Consider the following 20,397-nt stretch of genomic DNA (forward strand, 5'->3'; position numbering starts at 1 on the left):
ACACGGACCCGGACCCGATCACCCCGCCGTACGATCGCCGGATGGACGGACACGACGGCAGCGCGCGGTACGGGCGGCGGGCGGTGCTCGCGCTCGGCCTGGGACTCGGGCTCGGCGCGCTGCCGCAGCTGTCCTGCACCGTCCCGCCCGCCCCGTCCGACACCGCGGCCCGCGACGTACGACAGCTGTTGGAACGGCGGGCGGCGGCCCTGCTCGGTCGTGACCTCGACGGCTTCCTGGCGGTGCTCGAACCCGGCGCGCAGGGCCTGCGGGCCGCCCAGGAGCAGGAGTTCGACAACCTGGCCGGGGTGCCGCTGAAGTCCTGGGAGTACCGGCTGACCGGGCTCGACCGGACCGGCAGCGGCATGGCCACCGCGCGCGTGGAGCTGGCGCTGCGGATCGACGGGTACGACACGGTGCCCGCCGTCACCGGCCGCCGCATCGACCTGCTGCGCCGCGAGGGACGCTGGTACGTCGCCGGGGACCGGCCCGCCAGGAGCGGCGCGCAGGAGATCTGGCAGCAGGGCCCGGTGGCCGTGGCGCGCGGGCAGCGCGCCCTCGTATTGGGGGCGGGACAGGGCGCGGAACGGCTGCGCGCGATCGCCGCCGTCGCCGACGGGGCCGTGTCCGCTGTCACGCGCGCGTGGACCGTGCGCGGCGACGACGCGGAGCACGGCCTGCGGGTGGTGCTCCTGGTGCCGCCCTCGCTCAGCGGCATGGGCGCGCTGCTCGGCGAACCAGCCGCCGGGTACCGGGGCATCGCCGCCGTCACCACCGGGGCGAGCGGCGCGGGGAAGCGGACCTCGGCGGACCGGGTGATCGTCAACCCCGACGCGTACGACGTGCTCGGGGCGGTCGGCCGACAGGTCGTGCTCACCCACGAGACGACGCACGTGGCGACCCGCACCGACACCGGCCCGGCCACCCCCATGTGGCTCTCCGAGGGCTTCGCCGACTGGGTGGCGTACCGGGAGAGCGACCGCAGCCCCGCCCAGATCGCCCCCGAACTGCGGGCCGCCGTACGGCGGGACGGGGTGCCCGCCGAACTCCCCGCCGACGCGGACTTCCGCTTCACCGGCGACGCGGACCGGCTGGCCGGGGCGTACGAGGGCGGCTGGCTCGCCTGCCGGACGATCGTCGAACGGTGGGACGAGGACCGGCTCCGCGCGTTCTACCGCGCGGTCGGCGCCCATCCGCAGCGCGAGGGAGCCGTGGAGAACGCCCTCAACAGCACACTGGGCATCACCCCGGGCGAATTCACCGCACAGTGGCGCGACTACGTGCGGGATGAACTCGCCTGAGGTGCCTGCGGACCGGACGGCTCCTGCGCGCCTGCCGGCTCCGGCTCCTGCTTCGGCTCCTGCTCCTGCTTCGAGGGCACGTGGCGCTGCGCGGGCAGGGAGCCCAGCGTGCCCGGGGCCGCGCTCACCGTGTGCCGCCACAGGGTGCGGCACGCCACCACCGTCGCCGCGACCAGCAGCCCGTTGCGCACGAACAGCAGCGGCAGCCCCAGGGCGTCACTGGCGACCACGTGCGAGAACCACAGCGGGAACTCAAGACAGGTGAACAGGGTCGCGACCAGCACCAGGTGCGCGGCCCGGTCCATCCGGCTGCCCCGGAACGCCAGACAGGCGGCGGCGAGACCGACCAGCCACAGCATGTACTGCGGGCTGATCACCCGGCTCGTCGTGGTGAACAGCAGCACCGCCGTGAACGCCGCATCGCACGCCGTCGACGCCGTGAACACCCGGGCCCGCAGCCGCCACACCAGCAGCCACCCGAAAGCCAGCGCGGTGAGCACCATCGCCAGGTTGCTCACCAGCGGTACGTACGGGCCCAGGAACTCCACCGACCCGTAGTTCAGCAGCACCTCGCCCTCCCAGCCGAAGTGCCGGGCCACGTGGAAGACCAGCGCGCCCAGCGACTCCACCTCGGTGCCCCGGTCCCGCTGGAACGTCAGGAAGGCGAACGCCCCCGGCATCGACGCCGAGAACAGCGCCGCCAGCCCCAGCGCCGTGAGCAGGAACGCCGTCCACGAGGAACGCGTCGTACGCCCGCGTGCCGTCCCCGCGAGCAGCAGCCCCGGCCAGACCTTCAGCATCGCCCCCAGGGCCGCCAGTGCCCCCATCACGCGCGGCCTGCGCGCGCCCGCGAGCAGCGCCGCGACCGCGACGGCGGTGACCATCACGTCGTAGCGGGCGTACGACGTCGGGCCCAGCAGCGCCAGACCGGCGATCCAGACCCAGGCGCCGGCCTGCCGCTTGCCGGGACGCCGTCCGGCGTACAGCAGCAGGCCCGTGACCACGGCGTCCGCCAGGAACGCCAGGACGAAGAAGGCGGCGGGGTAGTCCAGGAACGGCAGCACGCCGGGCGACAGGACGGCCAGCGCGGCGGCCGGCGGGTACTGCCAGGTGACGTCGTCGAGCGGGAAGGTGCCGGTCCCCAGGACCTCGTACCAGCCCTGGTAGATGACCGACACGTCGCTGGTGACGTCCGGTCCGGGGAAGGCCAGCACCCGGAAGACGCAGAGCAGCAGGAAGGTCCGGGTCAGGACCCACAGCGCGACGGGCAGGGCCGGGAGGCGGACCGGGTGGCCGGCGCCGCTCGCTCGTGTCATGACCATCCTCGTTCGGTTCCGCTCGGTCCTGTACGGGACATGATGCAGGCGCGGACGTGCCACGGCGACGACGCGGGGCCGCCCGGTACTGTCGGTGACGATGGACAAGACCTTGATCGTGACCAACGACTTCCCGCCCCGCCCCGGCGGCATCCAGGCGTTCCTGCACAACATGGCGCTGCGGCTGGACCCCGACCGGATCGTCGTCTACGCCTCCACCTGGAAGCGCGGGCGCGAAGGGGCCGAGGCCACCGCCGCGTTCGACGCCGAACAGCCCTTCGAGGTGGTGCGCGACCGGACGACGATGCTGCTGCCGACGCCCCGGGTCACCCGGCGCGCCACCGGACTGCTCAGGGAACACGGCTGCACCTCGGTGTGGTTCGGGGCGGCCGCCCCGCTCGGGCTGATGGCCCCGGCGCTGCGCCGCGCGGGCGCCCGCAGGCTGGTCGCCACCACCCACGGGCACGAGGCGGGCTGGGCCCAGCTCCCCGCCGCCAGGCAGCTGTTGGGCCGGATCGGCGAGGGCACGGACACGATCACCTACCTCGGTGAGTACACGCGCTCGCGGATCGCCACCGCGCTCAGCGACGAGGCCGCCGGCCGGATGGTCCAACTGCCGCCCGGCGTCGACGAGAAGACCTTCCACCCCGGCTCCGGCGGCGCCGCCGTACGGTCCCGGCTCGGCCTCACCGAGCGGCCCGTGGTGGTGTGCGTGTCCCGGCTGGTGCCGCGCAAGGGGCAGGACACCCTCATCGAGGCGATGCCGCGGATCCTGCGCGCGGTGCCGGACGCGGTGCTCCTGATCGTGGGCGGCGGACCGTACGAGAAGGACCTGCACAAGCTGGCGCAGGACACCGGCGTCGCGGACGCGGTGCGCTTCACCGGGGCGGTGCCCTGGGAGGAACTGCCCGCGCACTACGGGGCGGGCGACGTCTTCGCGATGCCGTGCCGCACCCGCCGGGGCGGACTCGACGTGGAGGGGCTCGGCATCGTCTACCTGGAGGCGTCCGCGACCGGGCTGCCCGTGGTGGCGGGCGACTCCGGCGGTGCGCCCGACGCGGTGCTCGACGGGGAGACGGGGTGGGTGGTGCGCGGCGGCAGCCCCGCGGAGTCCGCCGACCGGATCGTCACCCTGCTGAACGACCCCGAACTGCGCGCGCGGATGGGGGAGCGGGGGCGCGAGTGGGTCGAGGAGAAGTGGCGCTGGGACCTGCTGGCCGAGAAGCTCAAGGAACTCCTCTAGTACGGGCGTACGGGCGTACGGGTAAGGGGCGGCCTCCGGGAGGCCGCCCCTTACCCGTACGTCACTGTCCTCGGCGCCGAACGGCCCCTCAGACGCCGTAGATCGCCTCGATCTCGTCCGCGAAGTCCTTCGCCACCACGTTGCGCTTGAGCTTCAGCGACGGCGTGATGTGCCCGGCCTCCTCGGTGAACTGGGCGGGCAGGATCCGGAACTTGCGCACCGACTCCGCCTTGGAGACCGCCGAGTTCCCGTCGTCCACCGCGCTCTGCACCGTGGCCAGCAGGTCCGGGTCGTCCCGCAGCGAGACGGCCGTCGAACCGGCCGGCTTGCCGTGGTCCTGCGCCCAGCGGCCCAGGAACTCCTCGTCGATGGTGATCAGCGCGCCCACGAAGGGACGCCCGTCGCCCACCACCATGCACTCCGCGACCAGCGCGTGCGCCCGGATGCGGTCCTCGATGACGGCCGGGGCGACGTTCTTGCCGCCCGCCGTCACGATGATCTCCTTCTTGCGGCCGGTGATCGCGAGGTAGCCGTCCTCGTCGAGGGTGCCGATGTCACCGGTGTGGAACCAGCCGTCGGTGAGCGCCTCGGCGGTGGCCGACGGGTTGTTCCAGTACCCGGTGAAAATGTGCTCGCCGTGCAGCAGCACCTCGCCGTCGTCCGCGATCCGCACCACCGAGCCCGGCAGCGGCTGGCCGACCGTGCCGATCTTCTGCCGGTCCCACGGGTTGAACGCCGTCGCCGCACAGGACTCGGTGAGGCCGTAGCCCTCCAGGACCGTGAAGCCGATGCCCCGGAAGAAGTGGCCGAGCCGCTCGCCCAGCGGGGCGCCGCCGGAGATCGCGAACTCGCCGCGCCCGCCGAGCACCGCGCGCAGCTTGGAGAAGACCAGCTTGTCGAAGACCTTGTGCTTGAGCTTCAGGCCCAGCGCGGGACCCTCGGGGGTGCTCAGCGCACGGCTGTAGGCGATCGCCGTGTCGGCGGCCTTGTCGAAGATCTTGCCCTTGCCGTCCGCCTGCGCCTTTGCGCGAGCGGAGTTGTAAACCTTCTCGAAGACCCGGGGAACACCGAGGATCAGCGTCGGCTTGAACGACGCCAGCTCATCGGTGAGGTTCTTGATGTCCGGTACGCAGCCGAGCTTGATCGGCGCCATCACCGACGCCACCTCGACCAGCCGCCCGAAGACGTGCGCGGCGGGCAGGAACAGCAGCACCGAGCACTCGCCCGTACGGAACAGCGGCTTCAGCCGCTCCACCACGTTGCCGCACTCAGCGAAGAAGCTGCGGTGGGTGAGCACACAGCCCTTGGGGCGGCCCGTGGTGCCCGAGGTGTAGACGATGGTGGCCGGGTCGTCGGCGGTCGCCGAGGACATCCGCTCGTCGAGGAGCGCGTCGGAGACCTCCGCACCCGTCTCCGCCAGCCCGCGCACCGCGTCGGCGTCGATCTGCAGGACGCCCGTGAGCTCCGGCAGGTTCGCCCGTACGGACGTGACGGCCGCCATGTGCGCGTCGGACTCGACGAGGACCAGCCGGGCGCCGGAGTCGCCGAGGATCCACTGGACCTGCTCGGCGGAGCTGGTCTCGTACACCGGCACGGTCACCGCGCCCGCGCTCCAGATCGCGAAGTCGAGCAGCACCCACTCGTAGCGGGTGCGCGACATCAGGGCGATGCGGTCGCCCGGCTCGATACCGGCGGCGATCAGGCCCTTGGCGGCGGCACGCACCTCGGCCAGGAACTGGGTGGCGGTGACATCCGTCCACGCCCCCGCGACCTTGCGGCCCATGACCGCGGTGTGGGGGTGCTGAGCGGCATTGCGGCGGATGAGATCCGTCAGATTGCCGTCCGAAGGGACCTCGTACAGAGCCGGAAGGCTGAACTCGCGCAAGACTGCTGCTCCTCATCAGGCACCGGTCGCCACGTCAGCGTGTGCCGGCTGCGGTCCAAGGTCGGGCAGGTGCTCAGTGGGGGATGAGCACGACTGGACTGCCCGGACGTTACCCACCAGTACTCGGTTCCCGATAGGGGGTCCCGGCCAGATGTACGCTGCGTCACACTGTTCGGGCGGTGCACGCCGCACAGTAGTCGACCCTCCGGGCGACTCGGAAGTAACCGCAGGTCCGACCGCCCCTACTCAGGGATTCGCGCACGTCCTAGGCTGATCACCATGCGAGTTCATGTGGTGAGTGACGTGCACGGGAACGCTGCGGACCTCGCCCGGGCAGGTGACGGAGCCGACGCGCTGATCTGCCTCGGCGACCTCGTGCTCTTCCTCGACTACGCCGACCACTCGCGCGGCATCTTCCCCGACCTCTTCGGCACCGCCAACGCCGACCTCATCGTCGAGCTGCGCACCGCACGCCGCTTCGAGGAGGCCCGCGACCTCAGCCGCCGCCTCTGGGCGGGCCTGGACCGCAGGGCCGCCACCGACGCGGCGGTGCGCAAGCAGTACGGCGAGATGTTCGCCGCCTTCCCCACGCCCACGTACGCCACGTACGGCAACGTCGACATGCCCGCACTCTGGCCGGACTTCGCCGGGCCGGGCACCGTCAGCCCCGGCACCCGGGTCCTGGACGGCGAGACCGCGGAGATCGACGGGCTGGTCTTCGGCTTCGTCGGCGGCGGCCTGCGCACCCCGATGAACACGCCCTTCGAGATCGACGACGAGGAGTACGCGGCCAAGGTCGAGGCCCTCGGCGAGGTCGACGTGCTCTGCTCGCACATCCCGCCCGAGGTCCCGGAGCTGGTCTACGACACGGTGGCGCGCCGCTTCGAGCGCGGCAGCACGGCCCTGCTGGAGGCCATCCGCAGGACCCGCCCCCGCTACTCCCTCTTCGGCCACGTCCACCAGCCGCTGGCCCGCCGGATGCGGATCGGGGCCACCGAGTGCGTGAACGTCGGGCACTTCGCTTCCACCGGCCGTCCATGGGCCCTGGAGTGGTGAGGCGGCCGGTCACGATAGCCTTCACGCGGTGTGCACCTGCGTGCACCTCCACCAGCCCCAAGTCCGGACCGTGAGGAGCCATCGCGATGGCGGAACACACCAGCTCTAGCATCACCATCGAGGCGGCACCGGCCGACGTCATGGACGTCATCGCGGACTTCGCCCGCTACCCGGACTGGACGGGCGAGGTGAAGGAGGCCGAGGTGCTGGCCACCGACGACCAGGGCCGCGCCGAGAAGGTCCGGCTGGTGCTCGACGCCGGTGCGATCAAGGACGACCACACCCTCGCCTACACCTGGACCGGCGACAACGTGGTCAGCTGGACCCTGGTGAAGTCCCAGATGCTGCGCTCCCTGGACGGCTCGTACCGCCTGGAGCACGCCGCGAACGGGGCGACCGAGGTCACCTACCAGCTGACCGTCGACGTCAAGATCCCGATGCTCGGCATGATCAAGCGCAAGGCCGAGAAGGTCATCATCGACCGCGCGCTGGCCGGTCTGAAGACGCGCGTCGAGTCCGGCCCCAAGGCCTGAGGGCCGAGGAGCAGGACAGGGCCGGGTACGTGTACGGGTGCGGGGGTTCGGCGTGAGTGCGGTGCGTACGGTCCTGGTCACGGGCCCCGGGGGCGCGGGCCGTAGCACCGTCGCCGCAGCGACCGCACTCGCCGCCTCGCGCGCGGGTGCGCGCGTGCTGCTGCTGGGCACCGACCGGGGGGACCCGCTGGGGCGGCTGCTGGGCATATCCGACGGCCCCCTGCCCGACGCGTCGGCCCCGCTGGAGGCGGCGCCCGGACTGCTGGCCGCGAGGGTCGACTCCGCCGCCGGCTTCCGCACCGAACTGATCGCCCTCCAGGAGCGCGCCTCGGCCGCCCTGGACCTCCTGGGCGCCAGTGCCCTGGACACCGACGAACTCACCGAACTCCCCGGCAGCGAGCCGCTCGCCCTGCTGCGGACCCTGCGCGGCGTGTGTGCCGCACCCGGTGCCGCGTACGACCTGGTCGTCGTCGACATGCCGCCGACCCACACCGCACTCGCCGCCCTCGCGCTGCCCGGCCAGCTGCGCCGCTATCTGCGCAGGCTGCTGCCGCCTGAGCGGCAGGCCGCCCGTTCGCTGCGGCCGATGCTGGCGCAGCTGGCCGGGGTGCCGATGCCCGCGCAGTGGCTGTACGAGACCACCGCCCGCTGGGAGGACGAACTGGCCGCCACCCAGGCCGTGGTGGAGAGCCCCGCCCTGTCGGTGCGGCTGGTCGTCGAGCCGGGTCCGGCCGCCGCCGACGCACTGCGCACCGCCCGCCTCGGGCTCGCCCTGCACGGCCTGGCCCTGGACACCGTCGTGGCCAACCGGGTGCTGCCGACCACCTCCCAGGACCCCTGGCTGGCGGGCCTCTCCGCCCAGCAGCAGACGCACCTCAAGGAGGTGCACGAGAGCTCCGACGCGGTGCGGGAGCTGCCGCACCTGGGGCACGAGCCGCGCGGCACCGAGGAGTTGGGGCCGCTCGCCCAGGCACTCTCGTACGGGATCCGGGACCGGACGGCGGGCGGCGGCACGGCGGACGCACCGGAGCCGGCCGTCGAGGACCGGCTCGCCGAGGACGGCGTACTGGTGTGGCACCTGCCGCTGCCCGGGGCCGCCAAGAGCGAACTGGGGCTGGTCCGGCGCGGTGACGAACTCGTCCTGACGGCGGGGGAGTTCCGGCGGATCCTGCCGCTGCCCTCGGCGCTGCGCAGGTGCACGGTGTCCGGGGCCGGGCTGGCCGACGGGGTCCTGCGGGTGCGTTTCACGCCGGACCCGGGGCTGTGGCCGCAGGGGCGGTGAGGGGCGGGCGGGGGCAGGTGCCCGGTCAGGTGCCCGGACGGGTGCCCCCGGACAGGTAGCGAGGCCATGAACCGCGTACCGCTGTTCGGGTAACGTCGATGGGGTACACGCCCCGTCACTTCACCCCGCCTCGCAGGAGTCGCCATGAGCGAAGCCACCGACCGCCCCGACGAGTCCGCGGCCCACGACTCCCGGTCCCACGACTCCCGGTCCCACGACTCCCGGGAGTACGACGCCGACGCCTGGGCGACCGCCTGCGAGGAGGACCTCGCCGCCGAGCGGGCCCGCCGCCGCGCGCAGTACGGCCCGCAGTCCGGATCCGCCGCCGAGGAACTGCGCCGGCTGATGGACGCCGTCGCCGACAAGGTGTCCTCGCTCCAGTCGCCGCTGTTCGGCATGGCGGCACAGGGCGTGGCCAAGCAGTTCGTTCAGCAGGCGAAGGCAGTCGTGGAGCCGGTGGTCGAGCGCAACCCCCAGGTCTTCGACCACCTCGCGGCGGCGGGAAATGAGCTCCTTGCGGCTTATCGGTCGGCGGTGGCCGGCCACGAGCAGCGCTGGACCCAGGATTCAGCCGATTCAGCGACTTGCCCAGATCGTACGGACAAAACACCCAAGTCATCTGAAGACGGTCCTGATGACCCCGATGACCGTTCAAAAGGTGAACACATCGACCTCGACTGAGAGGTCTCCTCGGGTACGGTGGCACTCGGAGCCTGTCTCTGGTTCCGAGCGTGGTTCGACCTGAAACTGAGGGACACATGGGACTCACCATCGGCGTCGACATCGGCGGCACGAAGATCGCGGCCGGAGTGGTCGACGAAGACGGACAGATCCTTGAGACGTACAAGGTGAAGACGCCGCAGACCCCCGAGGAAATGGTCGACGCGATCTCCGCGGCGGTCTCCGAGGTCAGCACGGGCCACCAGATCGAGGCCGTCGGCATCGGCGCCGCGGGTTACGTGGACGACAAGCGCGCCACCGTGCTCTTCGCCCCCAACATCAACTGGCGTCACGAGCCGCTCAAGGACAAGGTCGAGCAGCGCGTCGGCCTGCCGGTCGTCGTCGAGAACGACGCCAACGCGGCCGCCTGGGGCGAGTACAAGTTCGGCGCCGGCAAGGGCCACGAGGACGTCATCTGCATCACGCTCGGCACCGGCCTGGGCGGCGGCATCATCATCGGCAACAAGCTCCGCCGCGGACGCTTCGGTGTGGCCGCCGAGTTCGGCCACATCCGGGTTGTCCCGGACGGTCTGCTGTGCGGCTGCGGCAGCCAGGGCTGCTGGGAGCAGTACGCCTCGGGCCGCGCCCTGGTCCGCTACGCGCGCCAGCGCGCCAACGCCACCCCCGAGAACGCCGAGATCCTGCTCGGCCTCGGTGACGGCACCACCGAGGGCATCGAGGGCAAGCACATCAGCGCCGCCGCCCGGCAGGGCGACCCGGTGGCGATCGACTCCTTCCGCGAACTGGCCCGCTGGGCGGGCGCCGGTCTCGCGGACCTGGCCTCGCTCTTCGACCCCTCGGCCTTCATCGTCGGCGGCGGCGTCTCCGACGAGGGCGAGCTGGTGCTGGACCCGATCCGCAAGTCCTTCCGCCGCTGGCTGATCGGCGGCCAGTGGCGGCCGCACGCGCAGGTGCTGGCGGCGCAGTTGGGCGGCAAGGCGGGGCTGGTGGGCGCGGCGGACCTGGCACGCCAGGGCTGACGCCTTCTGTCGTTCCGTTCTGCTGTTCCGTTCTGCTTTCCGGTGCCCGTCGCGTCCCTCTGGGGAGGCGGCGGGCACCGGTCTATGTTGGGCCGCATGGTGACTGGCAGCAGTGAGGCGCTTCCCGCATCCCGTACGGAGCCGGACGGCACTGCCGTCGTCAGGGTCCTCTCCTACAACATCCGTTCCATGCGCGACGATCGCGAGGCCCTGGCCCGGGTGATCCGCGCCTGCGAGCCCGACCTCGTGCTCGTCCAGGAGGCACCGCGCTTCTTCCGCTGGCGCAAGAAGGCCGCCTGGCTGGCGGCACACAGCGACCTGGTGGTCCTGGGCGGCGGCGCGACGGCGGCCGGACCGCTGCTGTTGTGCTCGCTGCGGGCGACGGTGGAGCGCACCGAGGACATCCTGCTGCCGCGCACCCCAGGACTGCACCAGCGGGGCTTCGCGACGGCGGTGGTACGGATCGGTGGCGCGCGGATCGGTGTCCTCAGCTGCCACTTGAGCCTCCAGGCCGACGAACGGTACGAGCAGGCGGGCCTGTTGCTGGAGCAGGTGGAGGCGATGCGGGCGGCGGGCGTGCCGCACGTGATCGCCGGCGGAGACCTGAACGACCGCCCGGACGGCCGGTCGTTCCGCCGCCTGGCGGCAGAACTCCAGGACTGCTGGGCGGTCCGGCCTTGGGGCGGAGAGTTCACCTCGGTGCCCGAGAACCCGTTCCAGCGGATCGACGCGATCTTCGCTACGGGAGGGGTGGAAGTGCTGGGGTGTGGGGTGCCGGTGGGGCTGGGGGAGGGGCGGGATGTGCGGGCGGCGACGGATCATTTGCCGGTGGTGGGGGTGGTGAGGGTGCCGGGGGTGGGGTGAGGGGACTTCCCCGGTGCGCCGGGCACGCGCCCGGCGCCGCGCCGGTCCGAACGGTGGATCGGTGTCGCGCCTGCGGCGGGCGATGCCCCTCCCCACCCCTTCACCTAAACCGCTCCGCGGGGACGGGGGTTGGGATGTGCGGGCCGGTGGTGGGTTGCTCGCGCAGTTCCCCGCGCCCCCAGGTACTCGTGTCCAGCGCCGTACAGTTCCCGGCGCGCGTTGACTACGAGTACTCAGGGGCGCGGGGAACTGCGCGACCAGCCGCGCACACACCCGCACATGACCACCGGCCGTGGCCGGGCCCGCCACCTGCCCACCCACCCACCCACCCACTCGCCCGCACGGGCCGGGGTCTGGGGCGGAGCCCCAGTTTCGGGAAGGGGCGGGGAGGGGAATGGCCCCGCGCAGCGGGCCCCTCAGACCACCGCTCCCCGTCCCGGATCCTCGTCGTCCTCGTCCGACCCGTGCCCCATCCTCGCCACCAGCGTCCCGAACCCGCCCAGGAAGCCCCCGATGCCCAGCACCTGGAGCCACCACGTCATGTCCCAGCCCAGGACCACCGCCACCAGCATCAGCAGCGGTCCGCCCACCACCGCCAGCCAGGCGAACTTCGACGTGACGTCGGCTTCCGGGAGGTCCGGGTCCGGGGGGACGAAGTGGCCCTCGTCGGACTCGTCGAGGTCGTCGTCCTTGGCTTCCTGCGGCTCGTAGTCGCGCGGGCCGCCCGCCGCCGTGCCGACGCCCGGGGCGAAGATCACCGAGCTGCCCAGCGGGCGGTCCTTCTCGGGAGTGGTGGCCGACGGGCCGTCGCCGTTGACCTCGCTCTCCAGCCGCGCCAGATCGTCCACCGACTTGAACGGCTTCGCCCCCGGCGGGTCCGGCGGTTCGTCCCCGTACCCCGCCACGATCGCCTCCCAGACGGCCTTCTCGTCCAGGGCCTGACCGCCCTCCTCGGGAGCTGCGGGCGGCTTGGCCTCCGGCTCCCGCTCCTCCTCGCGGTCAGCGCGCTCCGCGTTGTGTTCAGCCACCGGCAGTGCTCCCCTTCTTCCCGACGCTCGGAGCGAGGCGGCCGATGAACGCGTGACTCTCGTCGAAAATCCGCTTCGCGTCATGGTCCAACGTCGCCACGTGGTAGCTCTGTTCCAGCAGGATCTCGGTGACGTCCGTCGACGAGATCCTGCTCAGGATGCGGGCCGAGTCGGCCGGCGGGACCACATGGTCCTGCGGGCTGTGCAGCAGCAGTACCGGCTGCGTCACCTGCGGCAGTTCGCTGTCGACGAGCCGGAAGAAGTTGCGCAGGGAGTTCGCGGCGTGCAGCGGCACCCGCGTGTAGCCCACCTCGTGGGAGCCCTCCAGCGCGATGTCGTCGGCCACGCCCTTCGTCGTACGGACGAGATGACGGACGACGGGCAGCGCGTGCGCCGCCAGGCCGTGCACCTTGTTGCCCGGGTTCACCAGGACGATGCCGCTGACCGCGTCGCCGTGCTTGGCCGCCAGCCGCAGGGTGAGCGCACCGCCCATGGACAGGCCGAAGACGAAGACCTGGCTGCAGCGGGCCCGCAGGGCGTGCAGCTCGCGGTCCACCTCCGCGTACCAGTCCTGCCAGCCGGTGAGCTGCATGTCCTCCCAGCGCGTGCCGTGGCCCGGCAGCAGCGGCAGCGACACCGTCAGACCGCGCTCGGCCAGGTGGTCGGCCCAGGGGCGCAGCGACTGCGGGGAACCGGTGAAACCGTGGCAGAGAAGGACGCCTACCTCTCCGCCCTCGTGGCGGAACGGCTCGGCTCCAGGGAGGACCGGCACCGGGGTCTCCTGTTCGTTTGAGAACTTCGTGCGGACGGAGCGGGAGGAGGAGCCCCGAGAGGGGGCGCCGAGGATGCCTTCACCGTACGCGACCGGACCGACACCGACCAGATCCGCAGGGCCTCCCGGACCAGGAGCGCAGGCCACCCACGGGTTATGGTCTTTTCGACAGACAAGGGAAGGCACACGTTGATCTACGGCGCAATGAAGTTCTCCATCGGAGGGTCCCTGAAGGTCGCCTTCAGGCCCTGGGTGGAGGGCCTCGAAAACATCCCCTCGGACGGGCCGGCGATCCTCGCGAGCAACCATCTGTCCTTCTCGGACTCCTTCTTCCTGCCGGCCGTACTGGACCGGAAGGTCACCTTCATCGCCAAGGCGGAGTACTTCACCTCGCCCGGTGTGAAGGGCAGGCTCACCGCCGCCTTCTTCAAGGGCGTCGGCCAGCTCCCGGTCGACCGCTCCGGCGCGCGCGGCGCGGCCGACGCGGCCATCAAGGCGGGCATCGAGGTCATCGAGGGCGGCGGCCTCTTCGGCATCTACCCGGAGGGCACCCGCTCCCCGGACGGCCGGCTCTACCGCGGCAAGCCCGGCGGCCTCGCGCGCGTGGCGCTGGCGACCGGCGCCCCGGTGATCCCCGTGGCGATGATCGACACGGAGAAGATCCAGCCGCCCGGCAAGGTGGTGCCCAAGCTGATGCGCCCCGGCATCAGGATCGGCAAGCCGCTCGACTTCAGCCGCTACCACGGCATGGACGGCGACCGCTTCATCCTGCGCTCGGTGACCGACGAGGTCATGTACGAGATCATGAAGCTCTCCGGCCAGGAGTACGTCGACGTCTACGCGACCGCCGCCAAGCGGCAGATCGCGGACGCCGAGAAGGCCGCCAAGGCGGAGAAGGCCGAGCTGGAGAAGGCCGAGAAGGCCGAGAGGGCTGAGCTGGAGAAGGCGGAGAAGGCCGAGAAGGCGGCCAGGGCCGAGAAGGCCGAGTAGGCGCTAGCAGCGCGAGTGGTTCAGGCGTGTACAACGGCCCCGGGGGCCGGAAGATCGGGAGCGGACGGAACGGGTCCGGGGGCGGGCCGCGTCGTCTGTCCCAGGGGTGTCGTCCGACCAGGGTCCAGGGGTGGGGAACATGGCCGAGGGCCAGCGCGAGCGGGTCGTACGGATGTCGGTCGAGCAGCCGCTGTGGCGAGCGCTGACCGGCTACCGGGTGCTCACCATGCTGTACGCGGTGGGTCTCTTCGTCTTCACCCGGCAGGAGTTCGAGCGCGCCTGGGTGGCCATCGCCTATCTGGCGGTGATGGCCGTCTGGACGCTGGCCACCCTGCCCAAGGTGGCGAACGCGGCCAGCTGCACCAAGCGTTTCCTCGGCATCGACCTCACCGTCGCCCTCGTCGGCATCCTGCTGACCCCGCTCGCCAACTTCCAGGCGCAGGAGATCGACGGTCCGACCCTGCCCACCATCTGGACCGCGGGCTCCGTCCTCGCGTTCGCCATCAAGGGCGGCTGGCGGTGGGCGGCGTTCGCCTCCTCGCTGGTCGCCGCCGCGAACCTGGTCGAGCGCGGCAGCCCCAGCCGGGACACCCTGCACAACGTGCTGCTGGTCTGGGTCGCCTCGATCGCCATCGGCTACGTCGTCGAGGTCGCCCGCGCCTCGGAGGCCACCCTCGCCCGCGCCCTGGAGATCGAGGCCGCCACCCGCGAACGCGAGCGCCTCGCCCGCGACATCCACGACAGCGTCCTCCAGGTGCTCGCCATGGTGCAGCGGCGCGGCAGCGCGCTCGGCGGCGAGGCGGCCGAACTGGGCCGGATGGCGGGCGAGCAGGAGGTCGCCCTGCGCACCCTGGTCTCCAGTGGTCTGGTCCCCACCACCAGGGCGTCCGAGGACGCCTCCCTGGGCGCGGTGGTCCGCAGCTACGAGGTCGATGAGCCGGACGACGGCGGCCCGGGCGGCCCCGTGGACCTGCGCTCGCTGCTCGCCCCGCACGCCGGGGCCCGCGTCTCGTTCGCGGAACCGGGCGCTCCGGTGCTGCTCGAACCGGCGGCGGCCAGGGAACTCGCGGCCGCTGTCAGTGCCGCACTGGACAATGTCCGCAGGCACGCCGGCGGGGACGCCCAGGCCTGGATCCTGGTCGAGGACGAGCCGGACGAAGTGATCGTGACGGTACGGGACGACGGCCCCGGCATCCCCGACGGCAGGCTCGCGCAGGCCGAGGGCGAGGGCCGGATGGGAGTGGCGCTCTCGATCCGGGGGCGGCTGCGGGACCTGGGCGGGAGCGCCGAACTGCTCTCGATCCCGGGGCAGGGCACGGAAGTCGAACTGAAGGTTCCACGGGGGAGAGCGAAGCGATGAGTGAAGTGAACACAGAAGTGAACGCGGCAGTGAACACAGAAGTGAACGTGGCAGTGACGGTGGATCGGCAGGACGGCGCGACCAGGGTCATGGTGGTCGACGACCACCCGATGTGGCGCGACGCCGTCGCCCGCGACCTGGCCGCCGCCGGGTTCGACGTGGTCGCCACCGCCGGGGACGGACCGCAGGCTGTGCGGCGCGCCCAGGCCGTCGTACCCGACGTACTGGTCCTGGACCTGAACCTGCCGGGCATGCCGGGCGTGCAGGTCTGCAAGGAGCTGGTAGGCGTCGATCCCAAGCTGCGGGTGCTCGTACTGTCCGCGAGCGGCGAGCACGCGGACGTACTGGAGGCGGTGAAGTCCGGGGCGACCGGCTACCTGCTCAAGTCGGCGTCCACCGAGGAGCTGTGCGACGCGGTGCGCCGCACCGCCGTCGGCGACCCCGTCTTCACCCCGGGCCTGGCCGGTCTGGTCCTCGGCGAGTACCGCAGGCTGGCCTCCGACCCGGCCCCGGCCGCCCCGGACGAGCCCAGGGCGCCGCAGCTCACCGACCGCGAGACCGAGGTGCTGCGGCTGGTCGCCAAGGGACTCTCGTACAAGCAGATCGCCGAGCGCCTGGTCATCTCGCACCGCACCGTCCAGAACCACGTGCAGAACACCCTCGGCAAGCTCCAGCTGCACAACCGCGTCGAGCTCGTGCGGTACGCGATAGAGCGCGGGCTCGACGACGCCTGAGCCGTGCCCCCGGTGCGCGGCCGGGGCGGGCACGCGGTCTCGACGGCGTGTCCGCGCGCGCCCTAGCGTGGTGGGTCCCAGTGCTGGCCACGGCGAAGGGACCACTGCCATGCGAGTCGGAGTGCTGACCGGGGGCGGTGACTGCCCGGGGCTCAACGCGGTCATCCGCGCCGTCGTCCGCAAGGGCGTCCAGAGCTACGGGCACGAGTTCGTCGGCTTCCGGGACGGCTGGCGCGGCGTCCTGGACGACCACCGCACCGTGAACCTGAACATCGAGACGGTCCGGGGCATCCTGCCCCGGGGCGGCACCATCCTCGGCTCCTCGCGCACCAACCCCCTCACCGAGGGCGCGGACGGGGTGCGTCGCATCGAGGAGACCATGGCCCGCCGGGGCGTCGAGGCACTGATCGTGATCGGCGGCGAGGACACCCTGGGCGTCGCCGCGCGGCTGTCCGGGGAGTACGGGATCGACTGCGTCGGCGTCCCCAAGACCATCGACAACGACCTCTCCGCCACCGACTACACCTTCGGCTTCGACACCGCCGTCTCCATCGCCACCGAGGCCATCGACCGGCTGCACACCACCGCCGAGTCCCACATGCGGGTCCTGGTGGTGGAGGTGATGGGGCGCCACTCCGGCTGGATCGCCCTGCACTCCGGGCTCGCGGGCGGCGCCAACGTCATCCTGGTCCCCGAGCGGCGCTTCGACATCGACCGGGTCTGCGGCTGGATCACCTCGCGCTTCCGGTCCTCGTACGCGCCGATAGTCGTGGTCGCGGAAGGGGCGATGCCTCGGGACGGCGACATGGTCCTGAAGGACGGAACGCTGGATTCCTTCGGCCACGTACGGCTGTCGGGCGTGGGGGAGTGGCTCGCCAAGGAGGTCGAGAAGCGGACCGGCAAGGAGGCCCGGACGACCGTCCTCGGCCACGTCCAGCGCGGCGGCACCCCCAGTGCCTTCGACCGCTGGCTGGCCACCCGCTTCGGGCTGCACGCGATCGACGCCGTGCACGAGCGGGACTTCGGGACGATGGTGGCGCTGCGCGGCACGGACATCGTGCGGGTGCCGATCGGGGAGGCGACGGCGACGCTGAAGACGGTTCCGGCGGAGATGTACGCGGAGGCGGAGGTCTTCTTCGGCTGAGGGGCGGGGAGGGTCGGGGCGGGGCGGGGTTCGGCTGAGGGGCAGGGTGGCAGCGGCGCCCGTATATTCGGGCTTTGTCCGGAAAAGCCGCATGAAGCCCCGCTTCGAAGCTCTCTGTACGAGGTGAACCCCGTGGACGTCCTGGCATTCGGCGTGCAGGCCGACGAGCAGCCGCTGATCGAGAAGGCCTTCGCGGAAGAGGGCTCCCACGGCGTCCGCTGCGTGAACGTCTTCCTCACCGAGGACACCGTGCCCATCGCGGCCGGCCACGAGATCATCAGCACCAGCGTCAACGCCGACCTCGGTGAGCGGGTGCTGCGCGCGCTCGCTGCCGGCGGCACCCGGATGATCGCCCAGCGCTCCACCGGCTTCAACAACATCGACCTGGAAGTGGCCCGCGAACTCGGCCTCACCGTCGCCCGCGTCTCGTACTACTCCCCGTACTCCGTCGCCGAATTCGCCTGGACCCTGGCGATGGCGGTCAACCGCCGGGTGGTCCGCGCCGCCGGGCGCACCCGCGACTTCGACTTCCGGCTGGACGGGCTGCTGGGTCGCGACATGCGGGGCCGCACGGTCGGTGTGCTCGGCACCGGGAAGATCGGCGAGGCGTTCACCCGGATCGCGCACGGCTTCGGCATGAACCTGCTCGGCTGGGACGTCACCGAGAACCCCGCCTGCACGGCGCTCGGCATGCGCTACGTCGAGAAGGCCGAGCTCTTCTCCCAGGCCGACGTGATCAGCCTGCACGTACCGCTGCTCCCCTCGACCCACCACCTGATCGACGCGGCCGTGCTGCGCCTGATGAAGGACGACGCCATCCTGGTCAACTCCAGCCGGGGCGGCCTGATCGACACCGAGGCCCTGGTGAACGAGCTGCGGGCCGGCCGCTTCGCGGGCGTCGGCCTCGACGTGTACGAGGCGGAGGCCGGACTCTTCTTCCTGGACAAGTCCCTGACGGTCGTCGAGGACGACACCCTGGCCCGTCTGGTGACGTTCCCCAATGTGCTGGTGACGTCCCACCAGGCGTACTACACCGTGGACGCGGTGGGACAGATCGTCGCGGCGACGGTGGAGAACGTGGCGGACTACGGGGCGGGGCGACGCGGAGCGAACGTGCTGGTGCCGGGGGAGGGCTGAGGGACGGGGGAGGCCGAGGGAAGCGCCGGGCCCCGCCCGGGGACCGGCGCCGCAGCGGTCAGCCGCTCACCCTGGCCCCCAGTCCCGCCAGCAGTCCCCGCACCACCTCCACCCCCTCCAGGCTCAGCACCGACTCCGGGTGGAACTGCACCGACGCGAACCCCGGCCCCCGCAGCCCGTGCACCTCGCCCGTCACCCCGTCCCGCGCCACCTCGATGCCGTGCGCCGCCAGTTCCCTCGCCTCGTCCTGTCCGCACACCGCGGTGAAGGAGTTGTAGAACCCCACCGTCCGCTGCTCGCCGAAGAGGTCCACCCGCTCCTGCGCCCCCTGGTACGGCACCTCCTTGCGGGCGATCCGCAGGCCGAGCTCCGCCGCGATCAGCTCGTGGCCCAGGCACACTCCCAGCACCCCGTGCCGGTGCCCCCGCAGCAGCTCCTCCGTCAGCCCGCGCAGCGCCCGCATCTTCGGGTCACCGGCGTCGGCGGGATCGCCCGGGCCGGGGCCCAGGACCACGGGTCCCGGGTGGGCGAGCGCCGCCTCCCGCGTGCCGGGGGCGTCGTACCGCCGCACCGTCACCTCAAGCCCCGAAGCGCGCAGCACGTGCGCCAGCATCGCCGTGAAGGTGTCCTCCGCGTCGACCACGAACGCGTGGCCCGACAGCAGCCCGCTCCGCTCCTGCATCCGCAGCCAGAACGGGGCCAGCCCCGCCCGGCGCCCGTCCAGCGCCGCCCGCACCCGTGGGTCGTCCGCCAGCGCGGCGCGGGCCGGCTCCGTCCGCGGGCGGCCGGGACGTACCCCCAGCGCGGCCAGCACGCCCGCCGCCTTGGCGTGCGTCTCGGCGACCTCGGACGCGGGGTCGGAGCGGCGGACCAGGGTGGCGCCGACCGGCACCCGGAGCCGGCCGTCGGGGGAGATGTCGGCGGTACGGATCAGGATCGGCGAGTCCAGCGTCTGCGCGCCGGACGCGTCCCGGCCCAGCAGGGCCAGCGCGCCCGCGTAGTAGCCGCGCCCGCCCACCTCGTGGCGCTCGATGACCCGGCAGGCGTTCTGCACGGGTGAGCCGGTGACCGTGGCCGCGAACATCGTCTCGCGCAGCACCTCCCGCACATCCAGCGAGCTGCGCCCCCGCAACTCGTACTCCGTGTGCGCCAGATGGGCCATCTCCTTGAGCCGGGGGCCGACCACCACCCCGCCCATGTCACCGACGGTGCACATCATCTTGAGCTCCTCGTCGACGACCATCGAGAGCTCCTCGGTCTCCTTCGGGTCGGCGAGGAAGGACAGCAGGCTCTCCGGGGCCGGGCCCTGGGCCGGGTAGCGGTACGTGCCGCTGATGGGGTTCATCACCACCGTCCCGCCGGACATCCGCACGTGCACCTCGGGGCTCGCACCGACCAGCGTGCGGTCCCCGGTGTGGACGACGTACGTCCAGTACGCCCCCCGCTCCCCGGCCAGCAGCCGCCGGAAAAGCGCCAGCGCGTCGGCCTTGCCGAAGCCCGGGATCTCGCCCGTGTACGTACGCCGGATGACGAAGTTGGCGCCCTCGCCACTGCCGATCTCGGAGTCGACGACCTGCCGGACGATCCGGGCGTACTCCTCGTCGGCGACGTCGAAGGCGCCACCCGTGACCCGCACCGCGTGGCCGGGAAGCGCCTCCAGCAGGCCGTCCAGCGGCAGTTCGTACGACTCGTCCGCGACCAGCACGCTCAGCGGCGTACCGTCGTCGCGCACCTCGAAGCCGCGCTCCCTGATCTGCCGGAACGGTACGAGGGCCAGGACCGGGCGGCCGTCCGAGCCGTCGGGCAGGTCCGCCAGCAGCCCGGCCTCGTGCACCGCCCCGACCAGTACCTCGACGGTGTCGTGGTCACGCCCCGGGGTGCGGCGGCGCAGCAGCGCGAAGGGCGGGCAGTCGGCGGTGAGCAGCCGGTCGATCAGGGCCGAGGGATGCGTCGGGGGTTCCATCGGGGGTTCCTTCCGGGGAGTGGAGCGGGATCCGGAGGAACGGCGCCAGACATGCGAAAAGGCCGCCCTCCCGGGGCGGCCTCCGCGTC

18 protein-coding genes are annotated in these 20,397 nt (G+C 72.2%); 13 read left to right on the plus strand and 5 right to left on the minus strand.

Annotation, left to right across the window (positions count from 1 at the left end):
• The first annotated feature begins 41 nt into the window (after window positions 1-41).
• Entirely contained in the window at window positions 42-1,301 is a 1,260-nt protein-coding gene (locus ACZ5PB_RS15270) for a hypothetical protein (protein ID WP_468691274.1), read from the plus strand.
• Here ACZ5PB_RS15270 and ACZ5PB_RS15275 read toward each other — a convergent pair.
• Window positions 1,277-2,617 carry a glycosyltransferase 87 family protein gene (locus ACZ5PB_RS15275; protein ID WP_468691276.1) on the minus strand — a complete coding sequence of 447 codons (1,341 nt, stop codon included), beginning with the start codon at window positions 2,615-2,617 and terminating at the stop codon, window positions 1,277-1,279. The two genes, ACZ5PB_RS15270 and ACZ5PB_RS15275, sit on opposite strands and share 25 nt — an antisense overlap.
• Before the next feature lie 100 nt (window positions 2,618-2,717).
• Here ACZ5PB_RS15275 and ACZ5PB_RS15280 point away from each other — a divergent pair, with 100 nt between their 5' ends.
• Window positions 2,718-3,860 (plus strand): glycosyltransferase family 4 protein, encoded by a 1,143-nt coding sequence (locus ACZ5PB_RS15280; protein WP_468691279.1) that lies wholly within the window; start codon window positions 2,718-2,720, stop codon window positions 3,858-3,860.
• Between the two features lie 88 nt (window positions 3,861-3,948).
• Here the strand turns inward: ACZ5PB_RS15280 and ACZ5PB_RS15285 are convergent, their stop codons facing one another.
• The gene (locus tag ACZ5PB_RS15285) at window positions 3,949-5,745 is read right to left on the minus strand and encodes an AMP-dependent synthetase/ligase (RefSeq protein WP_468691281.1); all 1,797 of its coding nucleotides are present in this window, start codon (window positions 5,743-5,745) and stop codon (window positions 3,949-3,951) included.
• A gap of 279 nt (window positions 5,746-6,024) precedes the next feature.
• Between ACZ5PB_RS15285 and ACZ5PB_RS15290 the strand changes: the two genes are divergently transcribed.
• From ACZ5PB_RS15290 to ACZ5PB_RS15315, 6 genes are all read left to right on the plus strand, one after another.
• A complete protein-coding gene (locus ACZ5PB_RS15290) occupies window positions 6,025-6,801 on the plus strand; it encodes a metallophosphoesterase family protein (protein WP_468691283.1) in 777 nt (258 codons plus the stop codon).
• A gap of 86 nt (window positions 6,802-6,887) precedes the next feature.
• Entirely contained in the window at window positions 6,888-7,334 is a 447-nt protein-coding gene (locus ACZ5PB_RS15295) for an SRPBCC family protein (RefSeq protein ID WP_468691286.1), read from the plus strand.
• A 61-nt stretch (window positions 7,335-7,395) separates the two neighbouring features.
• Window positions 7,396-8,616 carry an ArsA family ATPase gene (locus tag ACZ5PB_RS15300; protein WP_468691559.1) on the plus strand — a complete coding sequence of 407 codons (1,221 nt, stop codon included), beginning with the start codon at window positions 7,396-7,398 and terminating at the stop codon, window positions 8,614-8,616.
• Between the two features lie 144 nt (window positions 8,617-8,760).
• A complete protein-coding gene (locus ACZ5PB_RS15305) occupies window positions 8,761-9,297 on the plus strand; it encodes a DUF5304 domain-containing protein (RefSeq protein ID WP_468691288.1) in 537 nt (178 codons plus the stop codon).
• Window positions 9,298-9,374: 77 nt separating this feature from the next.
• On the plus strand, window positions 9,375-10,316 hold the full coding sequence (locus ACZ5PB_RS15310; protein WP_468691290.1) for an ROK family glucokinase: 942 nt from the start codon (window positions 9,375-9,377) through the stop codon (window positions 10,314-10,316).
• A gap of 96 nt (window positions 10,317-10,412) precedes the next feature.
• Complete coding sequence (locus tag ACZ5PB_RS15315; RefSeq protein ID WP_468691292.1) at window positions 10,413-11,180, plus strand: endonuclease/exonuclease/phosphatase family protein; 768 nt, start codon at window positions 10,413-10,415, stop codon at window positions 11,178-11,180.
• Between the two features lie 416 nt (window positions 11,181-11,596).
• On the opposite strand, the gene ACZ5PB_RS15320 is transcribed toward ACZ5PB_RS15315, so the two are convergent.
• The gene (locus tag ACZ5PB_RS15320) at window positions 11,597-12,208 is read right to left on the minus strand and encodes a hypothetical protein (protein WP_468691294.1); all 612 of its coding nucleotides are present in this window, start codon (window positions 12,206-12,208) and stop codon (window positions 11,597-11,599) included.
• Entirely contained in the window at window positions 12,201-12,980 is a 780-nt protein-coding gene (locus ACZ5PB_RS15325) for an alpha/beta hydrolase (RefSeq protein ID WP_468691296.1), read from the minus strand. Before ACZ5PB_RS15325 ends, ACZ5PB_RS15320 begins: the two co-directional genes overlap by 8 nt.
• A 189-nt stretch (window positions 12,981-13,169) precedes the next feature.
• Between ACZ5PB_RS15325 and ACZ5PB_RS15330 the strand changes: the two genes are divergently transcribed.
• The 5 genes from ACZ5PB_RS15330 to ACZ5PB_RS15350 all read left to right on the plus strand — a co-directional run bounded on the left by ACZ5PB_RS15330 (window position 13,170) and on the right by ACZ5PB_RS15350 (window position 18,345).
• Window positions 13,170-13,970, plus strand: coding sequence for a lysophospholipid acyltransferase family protein (locus tag ACZ5PB_RS15330; protein WP_468691299.1), 801 nt, complete (start codon window positions 13,170-13,172; stop codon window positions 13,968-13,970).
• Between the two features lie 139 nt (window positions 13,971-14,109).
• Entirely contained in the window at window positions 14,110-15,330 is a 1,221-nt protein-coding gene (gene macS, locus ACZ5PB_RS15335; RefSeq protein WP_468691301.1) for a MacS family sensor histidine kinase, read from the plus strand.
• An 89-nt stretch (window positions 15,331-15,419) separates the two neighbouring features.
• Window positions 15,420-16,064 (plus strand): response regulator, encoded by a 645-nt coding sequence (locus ACZ5PB_RS15340; RefSeq protein WP_468691561.1) that lies wholly within the window; start codon window positions 15,420-15,422, stop codon window positions 16,062-16,064.
• Between the two features lie 109 nt (window positions 16,065-16,173).
• On the plus strand, window positions 16,174-17,208 hold the full coding sequence (locus tag ACZ5PB_RS15345; protein WP_468691303.1) for a 6-phosphofructokinase: 1,035 nt from the start codon (window positions 16,174-16,176) through the stop codon (window positions 17,206-17,208).
• A gap of 132 nt (window positions 17,209-17,340) precedes the next feature.
• Window positions 17,341-18,345 carry a 2-hydroxyacid dehydrogenase gene (locus tag ACZ5PB_RS15350; protein WP_468691305.1) on the plus strand — a complete coding sequence of 335 codons (1,005 nt, stop codon included), beginning with the start codon at window positions 17,341-17,343 and terminating at the stop codon, window positions 18,343-18,345.
• A 58-nt stretch (window positions 18,346-18,403) separates the two neighbouring features.
• Here ACZ5PB_RS15350 and ACZ5PB_RS15355 read toward each other — a convergent pair whose 3' ends face one another.
• Window positions 18,404-20,308, minus strand: coding sequence for an anthranilate synthase family protein (locus ACZ5PB_RS15355; protein WP_468691307.1), 1,905 nt, complete (start codon window positions 20,306-20,308; stop codon window positions 18,404-18,406).
• Window positions 20,309-20,397: the final 89 nt, after the last annotated feature.

Source organism: Streptomyces sp. NPDC032721, from assembly GCF_055579625.1.

Coding starts and splice junctions, on each gene's coding strand:
- ACZ5PB_RS15290 (WP_468691283.1), top strand. CDS start 6,025: ATGCGAGTTCATGTGGTGAGTGACGTGCACGGGAACGCTGCGGACCTC.
- ACZ5PB_RS15315 (WP_468691292.1), top strand. CDS start 10,413: ATGGTGACTGGCAGCAGTGAGGCGCTTCCCGCATCCCGTACGGAGCCG.
- ACZ5PB_RS15305 (WP_468691288.1), top strand. CDS start 8,761: ATGAGCGAAGCCACCGACCGCCCCGACGAGTCCGCGGCCCACGACTCC.
- ACZ5PB_RS15345 (WP_468691303.1), top strand. CDS start 16,174: ATGCGAGTCGGAGTGCTGACCGGGGGCGGTGACTGCCCGGGGCTCAAC.
- ACZ5PB_RS15340 (WP_468691561.1), top strand. CDS start 15,420: ATGGTGGTCGACGACCACCCGATGTGGCGCGACGCCGTCGCCCGCGAC.
- ACZ5PB_RS15270 (WP_468691274.1), top strand. CDS start 42: ATGGACGGACACGACGGCAGCGCGCGGTACGGGCGGCGGGCGGTGCTC.
- ACZ5PB_RS15295 (WP_468691286.1), top strand. CDS start 6,888: ATGGCGGAACACACCAGCTCTAGCATCACCATCGAGGCGGCACCGGCC.
- macS (WP_468691301.1), top strand. CDS start 14,110: ATGGCCGAGGGCCAGCGCGAGCGGGTCGTACGGATGTCGGTCGAGCAG.
- ACZ5PB_RS15280 (WP_468691279.1), top strand. CDS start 2,718: ATGGACAAGACCTTGATCGTGACCAACGACTTCCCGCCCCGCCCCGGC.
- ACZ5PB_RS15275 (WP_468691276.1), bottom strand. CDS start 2,617: ATGACACGAGCGAGCGGCGCCGGCCACCCGGTCCGCCTCCCGGCCCTG.
- ACZ5PB_RS15355 (WP_468691307.1), bottom strand. CDS start 20,308: ATGGAACCCCCGACGCATCCCTCGGCCCTGATCGACCGGCTGCTCACC.
- ACZ5PB_RS15310 (WP_468691290.1), top strand. CDS start 9,375: ATGGGACTCACCATCGGCGTCGACATCGGCGGCACGAAGATCGCGGCC.